5 protein-coding genes are annotated in these 23,811 nt (G+C 49.8%); 3 read left to right on the top strand and 2 right to left on the bottom strand.

What is annotated here, in order from left to right; genetic code table 11:
* Nucleotides 1-124: 124 nt before the first annotated feature.
* The 3 genes from HXT56_RS04685 (at nt 125) to HXT56_RS04675 (ending at nt 13,412) form a co-directional block, all read left to right on the top strand.
* Nucleotides 125-2,098, top strand: a complete 1,974-nt coding sequence (locus HXT56_RS04685) for a biotin carboxylase N-terminal domain-containing protein (protein WP_421777890.1) — start codon at nt 125-127, stop codon at nt 2,096-2,098.
* Nucleotides 2,098-3,735, top strand: coding sequence for an acyl-CoA carboxylase subunit beta (locus tag HXT56_RS04680; protein WP_421777889.1), 1,638 nt, complete (start codon nt 2,098-2,100; stop codon nt 3,733-3,735). The genes HXT56_RS04685 and HXT56_RS04680 overlap by 1 nt, the downstream gene beginning before the upstream one ends.
* A gap of 92 nt (nt 3,736-3,827) precedes the next feature.
* Nucleotides 3,828-13,412 (top strand): fatty acid synthase subunit beta domain-containing protein, encoded by a 9,585-nt coding sequence (locus tag HXT56_RS04675; protein WP_421777888.1) that lies wholly within the window; start codon nt 3,828-3,830, stop codon nt 13,410-13,412.
* Here HXT56_RS04675 and HXT56_RS04670 read toward each other — a convergent pair.
* Both HXT56_RS04670 and HXT56_RS04665 read right to left on the bottom strand, forming a co-directional pair.
* Nucleotides 13,403-13,645 (bottom strand): hypothetical protein, encoded by a 243-nt coding sequence (locus tag HXT56_RS04670; protein WP_421777887.1) that lies wholly within the window; start codon nt 13,643-13,645, stop codon nt 13,403-13,405. The two genes, HXT56_RS04675 and HXT56_RS04670, sit on opposite strands and share 10 nt — an antisense overlap.
* A 66-nt stretch (nt 13,646-13,711) precedes the next feature.
* Complete coding sequence (locus HXT56_RS04665) at nt 13,712-23,674, bottom strand: Rib/alpha-like domain-containing protein (protein WP_421777886.1); 9,963 nt, start codon at nt 23,672-23,674, stop codon at nt 13,712-13,714.
* Nucleotides 23,675-23,811: the final 137 nt, after the last annotated feature.

Below are 23,811 nucleotides of genomic sequence, written 5' to 3'. Positions count from 1 at the left end.
GTTTCGCTAATCACCTTACGAGCCGCAGAAAATATCAGCATTGGAGAAGTGTACAAAATTTTGCGCAAGCTTTTGTGTATGTTGGCTCATACGAAAACGCAACTTTTCCAATATCTTGTAACGTATGGTTACGAATATCAAAAAAATACTCATCGCTAATCGCGGTGAAATCGCCTTGCGAGTTATTCGCACGGCTCACGAAATGGGCATTGCTACCGTCGCAATTTACGCGCCAACGGATCGGCAGGCACAATTTGTAGAAATGGCGGACGAAGCGTACGCGCTTTCCGGAGACACATATCGCGATACCTACTTAAATGAGGACGCAATTCTTGACATTATTAAAAGAAGCGGCACGGATGCTGTGCACCCTGGTTACGGATTCCTTTCGGAAGTTGCGTCTTTTGCGAAGAAAGTTAATGATGCTGGCGTAATTTGGATTGGTCCGCGTCCGGAAGCGCTTATTGACTTGGGAGATAAGATTACGGCTCGTCGCGTGGCTGTGCGCGCGAAAGTGCCGCCAGTTCCGGGCATTTCGGAGCCTGTAAAAGATATTCGAGAGCTTTTAACATTTGCGCAAACGCACGGCTATCCGGTGATGATGAAGCGCACGGATGGCGGTGGCGGCCGCGGTATTACTGTTGTGCACAACGACGACGAGTTGCGCGGCTTTTACATGAATCACGACGCTTTGCAGGGCGGCGACTTAGACGAATATTTTATTGAGCGTTTTATTGACAAGGCTCGCCACGTGGAAACGCAGTGCGGTCGCGACGCTCACGGAAATTTCACCGTATATTCCACGCGCGATTGCTCGGTGCAGCGCCGCAACCAGAAGCTGGTTGAGGAAGCTCCTGCACCGTTCTTGACCGACGATGAAAAAGAGCAGCTTTACCGATATTCTCGTAACCTATTTGAAGCTGTTGACTACGTTGGTCTTGGCACGTGCGAATATATGGTGACTTCTCAGCATAAAGTCTACTTCCTTGAAGTTAATCCGCGATTGCAGGTTGAGCACACGGTGAGTGAGGAAGTTAGCGGACTCGATTTGGTGCGTGAGCAGCTCAATATTGCTGACGGCGGCGAGTTGACTAAGGATCCGGAGCCTCGCGGACACAGCTTTGAGTTGCGTATTACTTCGGAAGATCCTGCTACGAATTTGACTCCAAGTTCCGGCACTTTGACGAAGATTAAGTGGCCTTCTGGCCCTGGTATTCGCGTCGACTTTGGTGTGGAAGTTGGCGATAACGTGTCGCCAAAATTCGATTCCATGATGGGCAAGCTTATTATTACTGCGCAAAGTCGCGAAACTGCCGTTGCTCGCGTGCGTCGCGCTTTGAAGGAACTTTGCATTGAGGGCGTGCCAACTCCGGCGAAACTTTTTGAGCAGATTTTTAACGATCCTGAGTTTACGGCGGAAAATCACAGTTTTGACGTGTCTACTAAGTGGTTGGAACGCAAGTATTTGAACCGCGTTCCGGCAGCGTCTCTGGGTGGGCAGCCGGCTTCTTTGGTTTCTGGAAAGTCTGTGGACGAATCAGAAAATAAGCAGCCTGCAATGGAATCCTTCGTTATTGAGGTTGATAATAAGCGCGTCAAGCTTACGATTCCGCGCGATATTGTGGACAATTTGACGGGTTCCGCTCGCGTTCGCAGCGTCGCCAGAGCTTCGCAGCCGTTGCGCGGGCGCGGGCTTCGCGGGGATACTCACAAAACTGAGGAGCAGGAGCAGATTCCGGGCGTGATTGCGGCACCTATGCAGGCTGTGATTACGCGCGTGAACGTGGCTGAAGGTCAGCAGGTTGCTAAGGGTGATTTGCTTGTGGTGCTTGAGTCCATGAAGATGGAAAATTACGTGTACGCGCCGGCTGCTGGCACGGTTACCGGAATTTTTGTTGGTCCGGGTGACGGCGTGGAATCTGGTGCGAAATTGGTGACGATTGATCTTGCTGGAGGCAAGGGCGAAGGCAAAAGTGCGGAAAGTAGCGAAGACAAGAGCGAAGACAAGGGCGCGGATAAGGAAAAGTCTGAAACGTCTTCCGAAAACGCAACGTCTTCCGAAAAATCTTCTGAAAAGTCGCAAGGAGAGCAAAAATAATGAGCGCGTTATTGCAAGAACAAACAAAAATTTCGGCAAAAACTGCTTCTGATAATGCTCTTAACGACGCTGCGAACGCCGCCAACTTGCAGCCTCGCCGAGGGAAAGCCGCCGTCCAGCACGCAGCAAAGCTCGCCCGCGACGCCGAACAAAAAGCCTGCGAGCGCCAGCACGCCAAAGGCAAAGGCACCGCAAGAGAGCGCCTCGACTTGCTTTTCGACACCGGCTCCTTCGTAGAAATCGGCCGCTTCAACGGCGGCGACATAAACAACGACGTGGCCGGATGTGCTGTAATCACCGGTTTTGGCGAGGCTTACGGACGCAAAGTTGCCGTGTATGCGCAAGACTTTTCTGTGCGCGGCGGCACCCTCGGCAAGGCTGAAGGCGAGAAAATCTGCCATCTTTTGGACATGGCGTTGCAGCTTCGTGTGCCGGTTGTAGCCGTGATTGATTCCGGCGGCGCTCGCATCCAGGAAGGTGTGAACGCGCTGATGCAATACGGGCGAATCTTCAAAAAAACTTGCGAAGCGAGCGGATTGATTCCGCAAATCTCGCTTATTCTTGGCCCTTGCGCCGGCGGCGCAGTGTATTGCCCTGCGTTGACGGATTTGATTATTATGACGCGCGAACATTCCAACATGTTCGTCACCGGCCCGGATGTGGTTAAGGCTGCAACCGGCGAGGCTATTAGCATGGACGATTTGGGCGGCGGCCTCGTACACAACGCAACTTCCGGCGTTGCTCACTACTTGGGTGAGGATGAGGCTGACGCAATCGACTACGCGCGCACGGTTTTGGCTTATTTGCCGTCGAGCTGCGAGTCTGAGCCTCCAACTTTTGCCTACGCTGCAACGCGAGCTGACCGCGAAACTGCGCGAGAATTGGCGAATATCGTGCCGGATAACGACCGTCAGCCTTACGACGTTCTCGACGTGATTCGTAGGATTGTAGACTACGGCGAGTTTGTGCAAGTTCAGGAATTGTACGCTGCTTCGGCAGTGGTTGGTTTTGCTTGCATTGAAGGGCATCCGGTTGGAATCGTGGCAAATCAGCCGAAAGTAAACGCTGGTATTTTGGATGTTAATTCTTCCGAAAAAGTGGCGCGATTTGTGCGATTGTGCGACGCGTTTAATTTGCCGGTGGTCACTTTGGTTGACACCCCTGGTTACAAGCCTGGTTCAGATCAGGAGCATGCCGGAATTATTCGCAGGGGTGCGAAGGTGATTTACGCGTACGCGAATGCGCAGGTGCCGTTGGTTACGGTGATTTTGCGCAAGGCTTTCGGCGGAGCTTACATTGTGATGGGCTCGAAGTCGATGGGTGCGGACGTGAACTACGCGTGGCCGACCAGCCAGATTGCGGTTTTGGGTGCGCAAGGTGCCGTAAACATTATCCACCGCAAGGATTTGCAGAAGGCGAAGGAGCGTGGGCAGGACGTTGCAGCGCTGAGAAAACGGTTGGTTGACGAATATGAGGCGACTACCGTAAACGCGAATCTTTCGTTGGAAACGGGCCAAATTGACGCCATGATTGATCCGGAGCAGACGCGCGATATGATTGCCGGCTCGCTTAAGCTTTTGCGCAGTAAAAAGCGAGTTTCCAGAACTGGCAAGCATCACGGAAATCAACCAATGTAAAAGTTACGAAATTTTATAAAAAATTACGAAAACTTACGAAAATTTATAAAAATTTATAAAAAATTATTGGATATCAACGAGAAGGAAATACCATGACCACCTACATTTTCGACCAACTCGCTCACGATCCGCACGCGCTTGTTTTCGCAGGACAATCAACTCCGTGGGTTGAAGCTTTGCGAGACTTGGGCAAAGACACGGAATTAAACGCGGAACTCCACGAATACGAAAGCGGAGCGAAAGCGCTACTCGCCCCAATCTACGCAGAACTGCTGGCAAACGCTGGCGGCGACATGAACGTGTTCGATGCGTTAGAAAATAAGCATATTCACGCCGCGAACGCGCTGCTCAGCGTGCCGGGAATTACGCTTGCGCAACTTGGTGCCGTGCGCGACTTAACCAATCTCGGCTACAACTTTGAAGTGAACAAGCCTTGCGCAGTTTTAGGACATTCCCAAGGCGTAATCGCAGCAGAAATGGTAAAAGCGCGTCTGAAAGCAAAATCCTGGCAAAAAGCGCGACCACAAATTGAAGAACTTCTCGCAATTGCCTACTTAATTGGCGCAGCAGGAGACCGCGAGTCACGCATGCTGGAAATTACGGGCGACGGCGAAATAACGCCAATGCTTTCGCTTAAGGGAGTTACCAAAAAGCAGGCGGAAGCGCTGATTTCTCGCGTCGAACGCACTCGTGGTGAAATTTCAATCGCAGTCACCAACGCTTACAATCACGTGGTGCTATCCGGATATCCGGAAGATATGGAAGCCGTGGCGAACGAAGCGCAGAAGGAGGCGAAACGTTCCAAGAAATTGCGCGAAATGAAGGTGCGTGGCGGCGCAGTATTTGCGCCAGTTGCGGAATATTTAGATGTAACCGTGCCGTTCCACTCGCCAATGCTTCAATCTGCGGTTGAGCAGGTGGAAACTTGGGCGCGCGAGGCAGGATTAAACGCTGCGGTTGCGCGCGAATTGGCGGACGCTGTGCTGGTGACGCCTGTAGATTGGGCGGCACAAATTGGCGAAGTCGTGTCTCAAAACAATGCGCGTTCGCTGTGGATTATGGATATGGGCCCTAGCGAAGTGCTCGGAAAACTTACGGGCGTGCTGGTGCAAGGAACGGGCGCTGGCGTTGTAGAAACTGCCACGATGCGCGCTCGCGCCGAACTTTCAACCGCTGACTCGGCTTCCGTGCCGGCGCGCACTGGCTGCTGGGCTGATTTTGCGCCACAAGTAGTCGACACTCCTTCCGGACGTAAAGTTCTCACCAAATTTAGCAAGCTTACCGGCAAAGCCCCTGTGCTCCTTGCTGGCATGACCCCAACTACTGTAGAACCGGAAATCGTTGCGGCTGCAGCGAATGCTGGCTACTGGGCGGAACTTGCCGGCGGCGGCCAGGTAACTGCGGAAGTATTCGATCGCCATATGAAGTCGCTGGAAAATCAGCTTCGCGAAGGCGCAACTATCGAATTTAACGCAATGTTTATGGACCGCTACCTGTGGAATTTGCAGTTTGGTTCGAAACGAATCGTACCAAAAAAGAGGCAGTCGGGTGCTCCAATCGACGGCGTAGTTATTTCTGCCGGAATTCCGGAACTTGACGAAGCTAAGGAATTAGTAGCGTCCTTGCAAAAAGATGGGTTCCCTTACGTAACGTTTAAGCCGGGAACGGTTGACCAAATCAGGCAGGTTGTGCGTATTGCGAAGGCGGTTGCTCCAGCCACGATTATTGTGCAGGTTGAAGGCGGCGCTGCAGGAGGCCACCATTCGTGGGAGTCTTTGGACGATTTGCTTATGACAACGTACGCTCAGGTGCGCGAGTGCGATAATTTGGTACTTGTGGCCGGCGGCGGAATCGGTACGCCTGCTCGCGCAGCCGACTACATTTCCGGCGAATGGGCGCGCGAATACGGTTTGCCAAATATGCCTGTTGATGCTGTGATGATTGGCACGGCTGCAATGACGGCAAAAGAAGCACATACCAGCCCTGCAGTAAAGCGCATGCTGGTTGAAACGCCAGGAATTGTGATGCCGAAAGCTGCGAGCGTGGAAGGTTTTGACGACGATCCGTTCGCACCTTTGGGAGAACGTTGGGTGCCGTCGGGCAAGGTTGTGGGCGGTGTGACCAGTGGCTTAAGCCATTTGCACGCCGACATTTACGAGTTGGAAAACGCTTCTGCCCGCTGCGGACGCCTTCTTGTGCACATGATGAAGCATCCGGAGGAGCTTGAAACTCGCCGCGACGAAGTAATTGCGGCATTGAACGCAACCGCAAAACCATATTTTGGTGACCTTGAAAGCATGACTTACGCTCAGTTTGCTCAGCGTTTCCTCGATTTGGCATACCCGTGGGTGGATCCTACGTATGCGGATCGTTATCTTCACTTGTTGCAGCGAATTGAAGCGCGATTGGTGAGCCAGGATTCCGGCGAATTTGCGTCGATTTTGCCGTCTCGTGCGGAAGTTGGCGAGCATCCGCAAGCTGCTTTGGATGCACTTTTGCAAGCGTTACCTCAGGCTCGCGAACTGAACGTGGTGCCAATGGATGCCGCGTGGTTCCCAACTTTGGTGCGCGAATACCCGAAGCCAATGCCGTTTGTGCCGGTTATTGACAACGATTTGTTGCGTTGGTGGGGTCAGGATCAGCTTTGGCAGTCGGAAGATTCGCGATATTCGGCGGATGCTGTGCGCGTAATTCCGGGGCCTATTTCCGTGGCTGGTATTACGACTATGGACGAGCCGATTGCGGATATTCTTGGACGATTTGAAGCGGCAATGGTACGTCGCGCGGAAGCGGGTGCGGAAAGCAAGTCTGAAAGTAAGGCTGGGAATAAGGCTGAAAATAAGTCTGAAAATAGCAGCGCAAAAGTTGCCTTCAGCCAAATTGCCGCCGCCGCAAACGTTGAAGATTACGTTCGTGCCTGCCCAAATATTTCTTGGGTTGGTCACGTAACCGCAAATCCAGCTTACGGCACAAAATTAGGCGACGAAAATTACGTAATCAACGTAACCGCTACTAATAACGACGTAATTTCGCTCGATTTAGATATCAAACTCGACACTTTCTGGGATAGTCGCAGTGGCGATACCAGCAAGCATGGTGGCGATACCAGCAAGCATGCGGTTCGCGATATTGTAATTCCGCTAACCGTCGACGCAAGCCGAGCAGGAACCATTCCAGTAGTGGACCGCGCTCGCCTTCCAAAGCACGTATACGAAATGCTCGCCGCAACCGCAGGTATTGGAAATACTGCGATTACGGGAGATGTGCTCGACGCAATGCCAAAAGTTGAAAGAGTAAAAGAAGATGGTAGTTTGGCACAATTGCCGGAAGATTTGGTTGAAGAAGGCTACGCTGAGTCGCCATTCGGCTTAGTTCGCTCGTCTTATACCTTCTCGCGAAACCTCGGGATCGACCACGAATCCGCAACTGCTGGCCGCTTGCCGGACGGACTTCTCGCTTCTCGCATTGTGCCAGACGCTTTAGTCGGCCCTGCTTGGCCAACAATTTACTCGGCACTAGGCTCGGTAATGGTTGACGATTACCCGATTATTGAGGGCTTGCTTAACGCGGTTCATTTGGATCACCTGGTTGAGCTTGACGTTGACGCTGAAGACTTCCGCAAGTACGTTGGAAAGCGAATTAATTTGCTCGGTTGGGCGGAGCCGTATGCAGAATCCGCTTCCGGACGCGTTGTCACCATTCATATCGTGCACACCGCAGCCGACGGTACGCGACTTGCGCACGAAACCGAACGTTTCGCAATCCGCGGACGCAGCTTTAGCAACGCGCTTCCGGAACCTGCCGCCGAATACGGTGACGCAGCAGAATTACACGGCTACGAAATTGAAGACACACCTCGCAGAGCTTTGCGTAGAGTAGTTGTGCGCGCGCCTCACGATATGACCGCTTTCGCACGCACTTCCGGCGACTTCAACCCAATCCACACTTCCTTACGAGGAGCTGCAATTTCCGGACTTTCCGCGCCTCTCGTACACGGAATGTGGCTGTCTGCTACCGCTCAGCACGTGGCTCAAGCGTTGGACGCAAAAGGCGCTCGCTACGAGCTAATCGGCTGGTCTTACAACATGTACGGTATGGTTCAGCTGGACGACGAAGTAGAAATCACCGTCGAACGCGTAGGAAAAGTTCGCCGTGGCGGCCTCGCTTTGGAAGTCACCTGCCGCGTTAACGGACAAATCGTGTCTAAAGCAAGCGCACTTACCCGCGCCCCACGCGCAGCCTTCGTATACCCAGGTCAGGGTATCCAAAAGCAAGGAATGTCGCTGGACGAGCGCGCAAAGTCCCCGGCGGTACGCGAAACTTGGGAACGAGCCGACAAGCTCACTCGCGAAAAACTCGGCTTCTCAATCCTCGCTGTTGTGCGCGATAATCCAAAAGAACTTACAGCTCACGGTGTAACGTATCGTCACCCTGAAGGACTGCTTAATTTGACGCAATTTACGCAAGTTGCGCTCGCAACCGTCGCTTTTGCGCAAACCGCGCGTCTTCGCGAAGCCGGCTGCGATATTTGGCCAGCCTACTTTGCTGGCCACTCGCTTGGCGAATACAACGCGTTAAGCTCCTTCGCACAAATTATTCCACTCGAAACCGTGCTTGAATTAGTGTTCCATCGCGGTTCTACCATGCACCATCTGATTGAGCGCGACGCTCAAGGACGCTCGAACTACCGCATGGGCGCGCTTCGACCAAACCAGTTCGGAGTTGGAGACGAAGGCGTAAACGCTTACGTTGAAGGAATTTCCAAGGCTACTGGCGAATTCTTGCAGATTGTAAACTACAATTTGGCAGGTCAACAGTACGCAATTGCCGGAACTATTAAGGGCTTGAAGGCTTTGCAAGCCGACGCTTCCAAGCGTGCGAAAGAGTATGGTGGAAAGCCTCCGTTTATGCTCGTGCCGGGAATTGACGTGCCGTTCCACTCCCGTCTGCTGCGCAAGGGCGTGCCGGAATTCCGCGACAAGCTCGACTCGCTTCTGCCGGAACACATTGACTACTCGGTGCTCGTAGACCGTTACATTCCAAACCTCGTGGCCTGCCCGTTCGAGCTTACGCGCGAATTTGCGCAGAAGATTCTGGACGTGGTGCCATCCGAGCGTATTGAAGCGGCTTTGGAAGACGAAACCACTTGGAAGTCTTATGCAGAGGATGAGCAGAAGCTTGGTAGATTGCTTCTTACGGAACTGCTTTCGTGGCAGTTTGCGTCCCCGGTTCGTTGGATTGAAACGCAGGCGCTTATGTTTGCGGATCGCGCTCGCGGCGGGCTTGGTGTTGAAGAATACGTGGAAGTTGGTTTAGGAAACGCTCCAACTTTGGCAAATCTTGGTGCGAAAACGCTTGCTTTGCCGGAGTTCAGTAGTGAAAAGGTGACAGTTTATAACGTTGGTCGCGACGAGGGACGCGTTTATATGACTGACACGGATTCGCTGGTGCCGGAAGCGTTTGATGAGGAGGATAATGCGCCGGAGGCTGGCGCGGCTGAGGTTGCGGCGAGCGCGCCGGCGGCTGGTAGTTCGGCGGCTTCGGCGGCGCCGGCTGCGGCTGGTGCGGCTGCAGCGGTTTCTGCAGCGCCTTCCGCAGTGGCAAGCGGGCCTGTTGCAGACTTGCCATTCAAAGCATCCGACGCAATCTCCATGCTCATTGCCTACAGCGCCAAGATTCGACTCGACCAAATCGGCGATGCAGACACCACAGACACACTCACCAATGGCGTCTCCTCACGCAGAAACCAGCTGCTCATGGACATTAGCTCCGAGCTTGGTGTGGCGAGTGTGGACGGCGCTGCAGAAGCCCCAATGAGCGCATTGCGAAAGCTCGTTGACTCGGTTGCTCCACGCTACAAGGCGTTCGGTGCCGTGCTCTCCGACATCGTGCGCGAACGCTTGCGCGCGCTCTTTGGTGCGGCCGGTGTAAAACCTGCGCAAATCGACAAGCGGATTTCGGAAGTCTGGCAGCTCGGTGACGGCTGGCGCGCACACGTGCTCGCGGCCCTCGTGCTGCAAACTCGCGAAGGCGCAAGCGTACGCGGCGAGAATCTGGCCCAGCTCGCAACCGAGCCTGCAAAGAACGCCGCAGCCGCCGAAGCCTTAATCGACGCGGCAATCATGCAAGTCGCACAAGCTCACGGCGTTAACGTTTCCAAGCCGGGCGCTGCCGGCGCTTCGGGTGGTGCAGTGGTTGATTCCGCAGCACTTGACGCGTTTGCAGAGCGTGTAGTTGGCGCCGACGGCGTGCTCGCCGCAACCGCCAAATTCGTGCTTTCAAAACTCGGCATTGAAGCGCCTCAAGCGGAAACTGAATCCGACGAAAACGCGGCAGTGGTTGCTGCTGTTGAAGCTGAGCTTGGTGCGGATTGGCCAAAGCAAGTGGCTCCTCGATTTGACGAGCGAAAAGCGATTCTTTTCGACGACCGTTGGGCCTCTGCTCGCGAAGACGTTGCACGCTTGTATTACGAATATGCTGTAAAAAATGTAGACGCGCAACCAACTGAAGTTTCGGCAATTATCAGTCAATTCGGCAGCTTCTTGGGCGTCGGCGAGTCTGTAGCTTCTGAAGCCGAATGGTTCGCTGGTCTCGCAAAATCACGCGAACTCAACAATCTCGCAACCATATTTAACGCTATCGCTTGCGACGCGCGCACTAAACTTGCGAAAGTCAACGCTTCTGAAGACGCAGCTTACGCAACTCGCTTTGCGGGAGAAGTAGCGGTTGTTACGGGCGTTGCACCAAACTCAATCGCAGCTCGCGTAGTAACAGGCCTACTTAAGGGCGGCGCTACCGTTATTGCAACTTCGCACAGCTTCAAGCCGAGCGTAAAGTCTTGGGCAAAGCAAGCGTATCGCGAAAACGCTTCAACGGGTGCGAAACTGTGGCTTGTGCCAGCAAACTTGTCCAGCTACCGCGATGTCGACGCGCTTGTGAAGTGGGTTGGCACAGTTTCAAAGAAAGTGAGCGGCGCAACCACCACAATTTTGAAGCCGGCTTACGAGCCGAGCATGTTCTTCCCGTTCGCAGCACCTCCAGTTCACGGCACCTTGGCTGATTCCGGTTCGCTTTTCGAATCGCAGTCGCGATTAATGCTGTGGGGTGTGGAACGCGCAATCGCCGGATTTGCGCAGATTGGAGCCGACACGGATGTGCAACATCGTATGCACGTTGTGTTACCTGGTTCGCCAAACCGTGGAATGTTCGGTGGCGACGGCGCTTACGGTGAAGTCAAGAGCGCGTTCGACGCGATTGTGAACCGTGCGCATGCAGAAAGCGTGTGGTCGAATCGCGTAACCTTCGCACACCCTAAGATCGGTTGGGTGCGCGGAACCGGCTTAATGGGCGGAAACGATCCGTTGGTTGCCGTGGTTGAGCGTCACGGATTAACCACCTACTCGACGCAAGAAATGGCAGATCGTCTGCTTGAATTGTGCTCGAAGGAAGCGCGTGAGCAGGCGGCAATTGCGCCTTTGGACGTCGACTTCACGGGAGGATTAGGAAAGGAACCGCTTGATCTGAATGCGCTTCGTGCGGAAGCGTTGGAAGATCAGAAGCGTGCGGAAGTTGCAGAAAAAGCTGCGGAAGCTGCGGAATCTGCTGCTGAATCAACTGCAAAATCAACCAACAAAGCACTCCCAACGCCTTACGTACCAACTCAGCCGAGCGTCAACCTAGCCGACTGGAAGAACGTAACCGCTCGCCCAGAAGACGAAATCGTAATCGTATCCGTCGGCGAGCTTGGACCATGGGGCTCAGGACGCACTCGTTTCGAAGCGGAACTCGGAATTAAAGAAGACGGTTCCGTAAAACTTTCCGCAGGAGCCGTGCTGGAATTGGCTTGGAATATGGGCTTGCTCACTTGGCAAGACTCGCCAAAGCCGGGCTGGTACGATGCGGACGGCACGCTTGTACCAGAAGAAGATATAGCAGAAAAGTACGCTGACGAAGTAGTGGCGCGTTCCGGAATTCGACCATTCGAAACCGGCATGGGCGGCGACTACAAGGAAGGTGCGAACGAAGAAGAAGCGGAAATCTTCCTCGATCACGACGTAACTTTCAGCGTGCCAACAGAAACGATTGCGCGCGAATACGTGGCACTCGACGAAGCACACACTGCGATTGCTCGCGACGCAGAGTCGGGAGAGTGGACGGTTACACGCAAGGCAGGTTCCATGATTCGCGTGCCGCGCAGGGCTGCAATGACCCGAACCGTCGGCGGACAATTCCCGAAGGGCTTCGACCCGCTCAAGTGGGGAATTCCAGCTTCGATGGTTGGAAGCGTCGACACGATTGCGCTGTGGAATATCGTCACCACCGTGGACGCTTACATTTCCGCCGGTTTCACGCCTTCGGAGATTCTGCAGTCTGTGCATCCTTCGCTTGTTGCCTCAACGCAAGGTACCGGTTTTGGCGGCATGAGCTCAATGCGAAAACTGTACTTGGATCGCTTCCTTAACCACGAAATTCCAACCGACGTGCTGCAAGAAGCGCTACCAAACGTTGTGGCAGCTCACGTAATGCAAACCTACATCGGCGGTTACGGAAATATGGTTCAGCCGGTGTCGGCTTGCGCAACTGCGGCTGTTTCGCTCGAAGAAGGCGTCGATAAGATTGCGCTCGGCAAAGCTGACTTCGTAGTAACCGGCGCAATCGACGATATTGGCGTGGAATCTGTGGTCGGCTTCGGCAATATGAACGCTACCGCTAATAGTGAAGAAATGTACGCAAAGGGCATAAGCCCACGATTCTTCTCTCGTGCGAACGATCGCAGACGCGGCGGCTTCCTCGAAGCTCAAGGCGGCGGCACGATTTTGGTTACGCGCGGCGATATTGCGCTTAAGCTCGGTTTGCCGGTTGCTGGCGTGGTTGGTTTCATCCACTCCTACGCCGACGGCATCCACACTTCCATACCTGCCCCGGGCTTGGGTGCGTTGGCTGCGGGCATGGGAGGCGCCAAGTCTAAGTTCGTGCGTGATTTGGCGGCTCTCGGCGTCACTCCGGACGATATTGCCGTGGTTTCTAAACACGATACTTCCACGAATGCCAACGATCCGAACGAATCCGAACTGCACAATACTCTTGCGCACGCAATCGGACGCACGGACGGAAACCCGCTGTTCGTAATCAGCCAAAAGACGCTAACCGGCCACGCAAAGGGCGGTGCGTGCATCTTCCAAATCAACGGTTTGACGCAACTGTTTAGAACAGGCGTAATTCCGGCGAATGCGTCGCTTGATTGCGTGGATCCTAAGTTGGCGCACGACGACCACATGGTTTGGTTGCGCGAGCCGATGCGCGTTGGAAGTGCCGCTGGTGCAGGTTCTTGTGCAGTGAAGGCTGCGCTCGCCACTTCGCTCGGCTTCGGCCACGTGAGCGGATTCGTGGCGCTGGTTCACCCGGGTGCTTTTGAGGCGGCTGTGGCTGCTACCGCTGGTGCTGAGGCGCTGGAGGAGTGGCGCAAACGCGCAAACGCTCGCTTGGCGGCGGGCCAGAGAAGGCTTGAGGAAGGCATGATGGGCCACGCGCCGCTGTTTGAGCCGGTGGAAAATCGCCACTTGCTTAAGGATGGCACGCGCCTTCCGGACGGCTCGCGTTACGACGGTCACGAGGCAGAAAAGGCGATGCTGCTCAATCCTGACGCGCGCCTTAGCGCCGACGGCTACTACTGCTGATCGGCTGCTTTGGTTGCTGCTTTAGTTGAGTTTGACAACAAACGCCGGGGAATTTTCTCCGGCGTTTGTTGTTGTTTTGGTGGTTTTTTGGAACATTTGCGGGAGAATTTCCGGCGTTTGTTGTTGTTTTGGTGGTTTTTTGGAACATTTGCCGGAAAATGTGGGGCGATTGGAGCTGCGTTGCTGGTGATGTTATAAGAAAACTGCACCGCGAATTTACCGATTTGAATCAAACTGGTAAAAAGCGGTGCAGCTTTTTATTTGCTTTTTATTTGCTGTTATTCAACTGTTATTTGCTATTACTTGCGCTTTTTCTTGCGAATAACCGCGATTGCGCCTCCAACTGCGGCAGCAAGAGCGGCTATTGTGCTAATTGCAGCAATGGCGGCTCCAGTATTGCTCAGCTTAGATTTCGCAATCTTGCCGGAAGAGTGACGCGCACGAATCTTATCGATTTTCGCTTGCGATTCGCTTGGCGCACCTTGTGATCCGCTTTGCGTACCCTGCGAGTCTTGCGAACCTTGCGTACCCTGCGCACCGTTTCCAGTGCTACCATTGTCGTCCCCGTTAGCACGGTTGTTGTTTGCGCCATTTGCGTCGATCGTGTCGCCGTGCTTGATGCGGTGAGTTCCGGATTCAGGGTTCAAAGTGTCACCCTTGTTGCCGGCGTCGCCAGTGTAGTTGTTTCCGGTGTCGCCAGTGTTGTCGTTTCCGTTTCCGTTTCCGTCGTTGTTTCCGTTTCCGTTTCCGTTTCCGTGATTCTCGCCGTGGCCCTTACCCTTTTCGTTGCTATTTCCGCCCGCATTGTCGATAAGATCGTCAATGTTCAGATCGTCGATTGGGTTGTTGCCCACGGTGCCGGTTGCCGTCTTGGAAGGCTTATCGCCCTTCTTTGACTTCGCAGTAATTTCAGTATTATCCTTCACCTTATTTGCTGGAATCGTAACCTTTCCGGTTTGCGGATCAACTGTTACGCCGTCTGGTGCATCTCCGTCAATCTTCCACTTGCCTTCCGCGTCCTTCTTTATCTTGATTGTGACGCGAGCAGGAGTTTCATTTCCTGAAGTTTTGCCTTCTGGATTTTCGTTTCCTTGCGTATTTCCTGGATTATTTCCTGGCTCTTGCGAATCAGGATTAGTTGTTCCAGGCGTCAATTCCTCAAGTGAAGGTATTTCAGTTTCACCAATTCCAGAGGATGTTTCCTCATTTTCTGGAGTATAAGTAATCTCCATGGAATCCGCGTCAGCTGGAGGAGTGACGGTTGCAGAACCCTGCTCGGCACCATTTTGCGGAGTTACCACAAGCGGCTTATCTGTTGGAATTGGGCTTGGCGTTGGCTCCTGTCCCGGCTTCTTTGGCTGCTTCTTTTCGCTGCCAGCTGTGGTGCCGGTAACTTTCTCGGATTGCTTATCGCCCTTCTTTGCTTGAGCGGTAACCTCACTGCCTCCCTTCACCGCGGTTGCAGGGATGGTGACTTTACCAGTCTTAGGATCAACAGTCACGCCAGTTGGAGTCGTGCCGTCAATAGTCCAGTTACCATTCTTATCTTTCTTTACGGTAATCGTTACAGGCGTTGCACTTTCGCTACTTCCTTCCGGAAGGAAGGTGATAAGAAGCGTATCCACATCCGCTGGTGGGGTAACGATGGCGGAGCCTTGGTCCGCGCCTTCGCTTGGCGTAGTGACTGTTGGCGCCGGCGTTGGAGTTGGTTCCGGTACTGGCGTTGGATCATAGTGGTGCTTTTGAGTAGTAATTGTGCCGGTTACTTCAGCGGAAGAAGTTTCTGTAGCGGTAGTAGCACCGGTATTTTTTGTAACCTGCTTGGCTTGCGCAGTAATAGTGCTGCCATTCTTAATTTTGCCTGCAGGAATGGTAACAACGCCAGTATCTGGATTAACAGTTACACCTTCTGGAGTATTTCCATCAATCTTCCATACGCGATTATCACCTTCGGCAACAACAGTAATCGTTGCGGTTGTTTCACTGCCTTCTGGAGTGTAAGTAACTACAACCTTGTTCACGCGAGTATCAGACTCGTCAGGCGTCACGCTAGCGCTGCCATCGTTCGGAGTACTAATCTTCGGCGTTGCAATGGCGCCTCCGACTGTTAGCTCCACGCGATCGCCCGTCTTTGCACCGTCACCCTTACCATTGGTTGGCGTGAGAGTGACAATGGCACCAGGCTTTTGCTTGTTGATAGTAATAGTGAAGCTTCCATCGTTGCCCGCAGTACCAGTTCCGATTTGATTTCCGTCTTTATCGGTAACAGTTACTGTTGCGCCTGGAACCGTCACAACTCCAGTAATAGTTTGCTTACCGGAATCGCCGTTGTTGTCAGTAATTTGTGGAGATGATTGACCTTCGTTCTTAATCTGCGGAGTCTTGTATCCAGTCTTATTCGTTGCAGTGTCCGAAGTATTGTTCTTATTCTTCGCCACAGCCGTAATAGTGCTGCCATCTTCCAAGTTTTTGGCTGGGATCGTAACGTTGCCGTTGTTGTCAACAGTTGCATCAGTAGGATTATTGCCGTCAATCTTCCACGTGCCATTATCGTTCTTAACAACAATCGTGCGAACTGGCTGCTCTGGACCGTTAAGCGGATTTGGCTTAACCGTGATTTCAACCGTGGTGACGGTGGCGTCGGTTGGCGGAGTGACAGTTACGTTTCCATCGCCCTGCTTTCCGCCTGCATTGTCCGAAGGAACGGTGATAGTCGGAGCATTTGGTTTTGCAGTAACGGTTACTTCTACTGGAGTGCCTTCGTTATTACCCTTGCTTGGAACAAGCTTGAGCTTTGTATTAGGATCCTTCTTATCGATTTCGATAGTGAAGTTGCCTTTTTCATCTGCTTTTACTGGAGTACCAACAGTCTTACCGCTATTGTCTTTGACAGTTACGGTGTTTTCTGGCTGAGTTTTACCAGTAATGGTTGTCTTCTTAGAATCTGGCTTATTTTCGGCTTTACCATCGTTGATAAATGGCTTATCTTTATCAACAACGTTTACTGTTACTTTTACATTCACAGGATTTGTAATACCTGGAATAGCTACAGAGACAGTTCCAGTTTGCTCACCAGTATTAGACGTTGATGGCTTACCGTTATCTGCCCAAGTAAATGTGGTTTTCTCAGGGAAGTCACCATTATTGGCAATCATGTCTTTTGCATTCGGCAAATTGCCATTTTGTGGCACGTTCACAGTCTTGTCTTTTGGATTTGGCACGACGAAAACGTTTACAGGCACATCTACAGGAGTCATTCCTGGAACCTGAACAGTCACAACGCCTGGCTGGTTGCCAGTCTTTGATGTATCAGGCTTGCCAGTTTCCTTGTCTTTATTATCTTTCTTCCACCCGAATGTTGCTCCAGTTAATTTATCCTTATTGGAAATTAAGCCACTTGGATCAGGAGTGTTGTTTTGCAACACAGTTATGTCTTTTCCTTCAGGCGATGCTGTCACGTTTACCTTGACTGTAACGGTCTGAGGCTCTTGCCCTGGAACAGTTACCACAACAGTGCCAGTTTTTTCATTGCCTGTAGTAGAAGTGTCTGGCTTGTCAGGTTTTCCGTCTTTCGTACCCCAAGTAAAGGTAGTTCCGTCTGGGAAGCTGCCATTGTTCTCAATGCTGTTCTTAGGATCTGGATCGCTGTTCTGAGCAACGGTGGTAACTTTGGCATTAGGCTTAGGAGTTACGTTCACAGTAACTTCTACATCAGAAGAAGTTCCGGTCTTTCCATTTACGCCTGGAATAGTGACCTTTACCTTACCGCCTTTCTTTTCTCCAACGGTATCTGTAGTTGGCTTGCCACTTTCTTCCCACTTGAAGGTGGTTCCCTCAGGGAACTTATCTTTATTAGCAATACCCTTCGATGCGTCTGGAAGGTCGTCGCCAACCTTCACATTAACAACCTTCGCAACAGGCGTTGGCAAAACATTAACCGTTACAGGCACTTCTTTAGGCTTTTGTCCTGGGAGGGTAACAATAATCTTGCCAGTCTTTGGACCAGAGTTATTGGTATCCGGTTTATCTTCAGGCTTCCACTCGAACTTAGTTTCGCTAGGATACTTATTCGTTTTGTCAGAATCCTTAATAACAGCCTTAGCTTCTGGCAAACTCTTGCCCTGTAGCACGTTGACTTCAGACGCAGTTGGGTCAACAACGTTTACAGTTACTTCAACTTCTTGAGGAGTATCAGATCCAGGAATAGTAATCTTTACTTTGCCTGTTACGCCGTTGTTTTCCGTTTTCGTGTCTGGTTTTTTGGACCACTCGAACTGAGTGCCATCAGGGAACTTATCCTTATTGGCAATCATGTCTTCTGGCTTAGGTTCCGCACCCTTTGGCACAGTCACAACTTTTTTAGCCGTAGCAGTTGGAGCCTTAATAGTTACAGGCACGTTGATCACGGTTGACGATCCATCCGGATACGTAACCGTTACAGGAACGTTGAAAGTGCCGCCTTTTTCGCCGTTTGGAATGCTCTTAGGATCAACAGTCTTTGTAATGTCGCCATTGCCTGATGGCCAATTAGGAATCTCTACAGCCTTCTTAATGTCTTCAGCAGTAGGTGCTTTGCCATTATCCTTAGTGATTTCTTTGGATGTAGGTGGGTAAAGTTCAGACTGCTTATTGCTAATAGTTACTGGAACTTCAACAACTTTTTCTGTTTTATCAGGATATGTAATCTTGACTTCAACTGTAGAGTTTCCAGGAGTCTTACCGTCTGGAAGCTGTGTGTGAGGATTGTTCAACTCAATCTTTAGTTTACTTTTGTCTGCTTCTGGCAAATTAGGAACAGTTACACTGTCTGTTACATCTTTGGATGTAACAGGCTTTCCAAACTGCTTAACAACAGGTGTTACCTTTGGCTTGAAAGTATCCGACTGCTTATTCTTAATAGTCACATCAACAATAACATCTTCGCTTGTTTTGTCCGGGTATGTGACCTTAACCTTAACCTTCTTTGTGCCAGGTTCGGTACCGCTTGGGATTGTCTCGCCTGCGGCAATCTCATATGTTGGCTTCTTATCGGATCCTTCTGGCCAATCCGTAACGTTTACTGCATCAGTAATGGCTTTCTTAATCGTCGCTTCGTCAGTGCCATACGGCTCTTCCACAGGGTCAACGTTCGGCGTGTATTCGTCTGCGTTTGTATCTGTCACAATAACAGGAACCTGTACGGTTGTGGACGTTCCGTCTTTATATGTAATAGTTACAGGAACATTAGTTGTGCCAGTTTGATTAGTATTTGGAATCTTATCCGTAGCTACAGTAATATTTGGCTGCTCTTCAGTTTCACCAACTCCTGTTTTGACATGCTTCTTGATATCGTCTTCACTTGGCTTATTTGTATTATCTTTATTTCGCTTCAACTCTATAGGAGTTGCAGAAGCCTTATGAGTAACGTTATCTGGATCGCCAACTGTTACAGGAACTTCCACATGATCCTCAGAGCCGTCAGGGTAGGTAACAGTAACCTTAACGTTTACGATTCCAGGAGTAGTAGTGTTGATAGGTATTTGACCATCGTCAACTGTGATTGTTGTACCGGCTGGTGGTTGCTTGTCATCTTCAAACTTGACTTTAGCTTCGATTTCTTTATCAGAAGGAACCTTGCCATTATAGTCAACTTTGATTCCATCAGGCTGCTTTGGCTCATACTTCTTATTCTGAGGCTCGCCAACCTTAACCTTTACCGTTGCACGACTCTTAGAGCCATCCTTATACGTAATTGTTACAGGAACAGTAAAATCGCCAGGCTGAGTGCCATCTGGAACGGTCTTATCATCATCAATAGCAATACTTGCGACGTCGTCTGGAAGCTTTGTAAGATCGGTTGTTTCGCCATTCTTCTTTAGCTTAATGCCATTACCAGTGCCAACGCCCTTAATCTTGCTGGATATGTCCTTCTTATTCGGCGTCTTATTGTAGGCAATGGTAATCGTTTGACCTTCTGGCGTATAAGTTTCGCTTTGTGGATCCAAAACTTTAACAGTTACTGTTGCAACGTCACTAGAGCCATCCGAATACGTAACCTTGACTTGCACTTTGCTCTCGCCAGGCTTATCGGTGTTTGGAACGTCTTTCGCGTTGACGATTTCTACCGTTGTAGTACCAGATGGAGAATTGTTGTCTTTCCACGTCAAGCCGCCGCCATTATCGAACGACTTAATCTTATTTGCAATATCTTCCTTAGAATTCCAATCAACAGTAATCGTCTTGCCAACAGGGTCATAGTTGTTGGACTCGCTTTTAACGACAATAGGCACTTCAATCTTGCTGGAAGAACCATCTTTGTAATGAATTGTTACAGGAATAGCGTAATTTCCATCTTTGGTAGGAATATCTTCAACGTCAAATGTTATGCCATTCTTATCGATTGGCGTATTTGAAGCATCATATTTAGTGATTTTAATAGCGTCTTTAATGGCATCTTTACTTGCAGGATTATTAACTTTAGATGCAGTAGCAGTATGCTCTTCAGCATCCGTGTACACGGAAATCTGAACCTTTAGCTTGGATTTATTGCCGGCTTTGTCTGTAACAACAAGCTCACGAGACCACTTATTCGCATCAGGATTCGTATTATCTGCGCGCTGAGCAGTGCCCTTAATATGAATAGTTGCAGGCTTTTCTGCAGAATTTTTATCGCTGTTGTCAATAGTGATTTTTCCGTCGTAGCCTGGGAATTTTGATATTGGTTCGCTACTGATCTTTCCACTGTTGTCATAAGCGTTAATTTCAATATCGAAAGACTTATCCTTATGCACTTTGAACATGTATGGGAATTCTTTTTTGCCTTGATTATTATGTTCACCTTTATTGGTATGAGGCTCAAGAATAACAGGCGCAATATCGTCCTTAACGGTAACTTTTGTATCTACTTTCTCAGTGGAACCATCTGGGAACGTTATGAGAACTTCAGCAGTTGTATCTTTGCCAGGCGTATTCCAATCTGGTTCCTGAGCCCAAGAATACTTAGTGCCGTTAGGCAATTTATTCTTGCTTTCTTTCGCAATGCCGTCTTCTGGCTTAGGATGCGTTGTGCCGCTACTCATCTTGTACGTAACAGACGTGCCTGTGACTTTGCTGTACTTCTCTGCCTGCGTCTTAACAACAAACTCCACAGCCACTGTTGTAGTGTTGCCCGAAGGATCCACCGCCGTGATAGTACGCTTATACTTGCCAGGCTCAGTGTTGAGTGGAGTAGTGCCATCAAGTATCAAAGTCTTAGGTTTTTTATCTGTGCCAGTTCCGGTAGGAGCGTTTTCTGTCTCGCCTGGAGTTTTAGGCGTTAAAGTAAGAGTTGTAACTTCTCCGCTGTTGTCGGTTGCAGTAATCTTAATATCGTTCTTATCACCGCGGTACGTATTGATAGTGAATACTGGTGGGTGTTTTTTACCATTTGGATATCCAGCATCAATGGTGTTATATGTGTCACCTTCGCCCTTTTGCCAAATCGTAACTTTAGGACTTTTGGTATCCTTAACAGTTACCTTAACGTCAACAGTTTCAACTTGTGGGTGATCTTTGTCGTTAGTAGGAATAGTTACAACAACTTTTCCATCCTTTTCCGTGCCAACAGTGGAAGTGTTTGGCTTACCATCCTTTGCCCAAGTAAACTTAGTTCCCTTTGGCAATTTATTCGCACGAGCAATAGTTTTCTTCGCGTCTTCATCACCTAACTCTTTATTAATCTCAACGGAGTAAGGCTTTGCTGTCGGCTTATTTGCGAGTTTTTCCTTAACTTTTACAGTTACAGTTACAGGTGCAGACTCGTTTCCTGCAGAATCGAAGGCCTTAAATGTTAAGTTGTATGTGCCTATTTCTTCTGACTTAAAACCAGAGAATGTATAAGTAAGTTTCTTCTGTGTGTCTGTGTTCTTAGAATCGTACTTTGATCCAGCGCGAGTTGGATTACTAAACAGCTTTGTTGGGTCATTGTTAAACAGAGCAATAGTTGCTGCTGCTGTGTCAATTCTATCAACTTTCAAATTGTCTTTTGCTGTAAGCGTGATAGTTAAATCTTTGCCAACTTCGACTTCAACATTATTTTTATCAGCAGCTAATGTTGGTTTTTGATCGTCCTTACTGGCATTCTTAGGTTCACTTTCGTCGGAGCTTACGGAATCTGCAGTAGTAGTTACTGCAGTAATTTTTCCTTCAGGAATACCGTCTTTAACAGTAATCGTAACTTTGCCATCGGCTCCAACTTTTCCAGTGCCGATTTGCTTGCCCTTGCTATCCTTAAGAGTTACAGTGCTTCCTTCGGTGCCAGGCCCTGCATTAACTACAACTTCCTTGTTTTCTACGCCTGCAACACCCGTCAAATCAGTTTCAATCTTAGGCTGCTTAGGGCGAACAGTGAAAGTGACCTTTTCTTCCGCTGTGCTGTCGTCATTAAACGTGACTTTAGCAGTGTAAGTTTTCTTTCCTGCAACATCTGTGGAAGGCTCGCCATTAACCCACTCTGCGCTCTTGATTTTCTTATTATTTAATTCTGTGTCTGTTAAGCCAAGATATTTCTTAGCGTCAACCTTGTTCCCTGCTTTAGTAAGAGGGTCGCCAACAGTAGCATTAACGGTATTTCCATTAAGCTTATGTTGCAAAGAAAGTGGCTTCCTAACATTCACAGGAACAGTCACATTGTGATACGAACCATCGCTATACGTCACTTTTCCAGAAGCGTGTGCAGGAAGAGTATCTTTTCCGTTAAAGTACTGCTCAGGGATCTTGGTCTCTGGAATAGAGTCAAAAGTAAGAGTGCCACCATCGGCTCCAGAAACATGCTTCTTGAGTTCATCTTCATCTGGCTTATGACCCCAATCAACAGTAATTGGTGTAGTGGTTGGAGCCTTATGCTTAAGATTTTGGTTCCTAAGATGTACTGTAATCGTCTTCTCTGCTTTATTGCCGGAAGCGTCGGTTGCAGAAACAGTAATCGTGTAGTCGGAGTTTACTGGTGTATCGCCGTTCTTGTGAGTAAGTGCAACTGATTTCGTAACGGTGTGCTTGCTGTTTTCGGTGGCTGGCATGCCGTTATCGTTTATTTCATTAAAGTTTCCGCTGTCATTACCGCTACCTGGGAATCCGCCTACAGAGAAATTAGTCACCTTTTCGCTATTGTCGGACGTGCCGAAAGTGAAGTTGTTGCTTTCGCCCTGATACACGGTAATGCTGCTGGAATTGTCTGTAAGCTCCTTGCCATTAAAATACAGCTTTGGCGGCAAATCGTCGCTTTTTGTGCGTCGGAAGTTTTCGTCGTGAGTTCGTCCGGAAATAAATGTGTATGAAGAATTTGTGTTTCTTGCGAACGAGCTTGTATTTGTCCAGGTGAATGCATTTTGAATTTCGTCTTTTGTAACATTCGGACGTAACTTTACTTTGCAATGTAGCTTTACAGCATAGTTAACATTTGTGGTTTTTAAGCCAAGGCCGTAGCTGTATTTACTATATGGATATGGAAGGGCAATAGCCTTTTTAATAGTTGGGTCTAATTTTGCTTCAGTCGTGTGGAATGTTGTGTATATATCTTTGTTTTTGCTGTTTCCAGCGCGTATGCCTAACGTATTAGTGTACGTAGAATTTTCTTTGCCATAACCGTCTTGTAATACTCCAACGCTAAAAGATTTCTTTTCATCATGTTCAAACAATTGAATATCGTGAGAAAGAGTGGCTGGAGTGTCCTTTGATTTTTCATTGCGTTTGTAGAAGTCAAATCGTAAATCAGTTACGGTATCGCTTTTATAAGCACCATTGTTTAAGTCTGCAACTGCAAAAGGAACTTGCCATACGTATTGCTGTTGTTTTGATGCTGTAAGCATGGACTTGCCGTCATTGTTAAAGAACACGTCGAATACTAAGTACCTGTTTCCGCCAGATTCTTCTACGCGAGCGTACATCATTGACTTATTCTTAATACGATCCCAGTCGCCGATTTGATCATCTCCAACGTAACCTGCGTCACCATTACTATTTTGGTAACGGTAGCGCTGATACTCAAGAATGTTTGGCTTATGTAGCCAAGGATTAGGGTCGTTCTTATGCACTTCTGCTGCAAAAGCCGCTGTAGTTGGAGGAAGAAGAATATTAGAGGATGCGAGGATTGGCTGACCGCCCAAGCAGGTGGCTGCAGTAAGAACCGTGGCAAGCGCGCTTAATGACATCTTGCGCAATGTGGTAGATGCAGAAGATGAGTCAATGTTTGTAAACGAGCGCTCTGCCTGCTCACGTGTGTTCTTTTTGCGAGTGTTATTTGCCATAATAACCTGTAATCCTTTTTCTTGTGCTTCTTAATTTAACGTTCTTTAATGTGCGGCGTATATAAACTTGTGTCTAGTTCTTCTTCAAATACCAATCTTGTGTTTGTATAAAGCAGTGGTAGGCAATAAGTACGCTT

Source organism: Gardnerella nova, assembly GCF_049244055.1.
Classification (GTDB): Bacteria; Actinomycetota; Actinomycetes; order Actinomycetales; family Bifidobacteriaceae; genus Bifidobacterium; species Bifidobacterium vaginale_H.
This window is presented reverse-complemented; position numbering and strand designations above follow the sequence as displayed.

Excerpts from the sequence above, each read along its gene's own strand:
- HXT56_RS04680 (WP_421777889.1), top strand. The coding sequence starts at position 2,098 with ATGAGCGCGTTATTGCAAGAACAAACAAAAATTTCGGCAAAAACTGCT.
- HXT56_RS04685 (WP_421777890.1), top strand. The coding sequence starts at position 125 with ATGGTTACGAATATCAAAAAAATACTCATCGCTAATCGCGGTGAAATC.
- HXT56_RS04675 (WP_421777888.1), top strand. The coding sequence starts at position 3,828 with ATGACCACCTACATTTTCGACCAACTCGCTCACGATCCGCACGCGCTT.
- HXT56_RS04665 (WP_421777886.1), bottom strand. The coding sequence starts at position 23,674 with ATGGCAAATAACACTCGCAAAAAGAACACACGTGAGCAGGCAGAGCGC.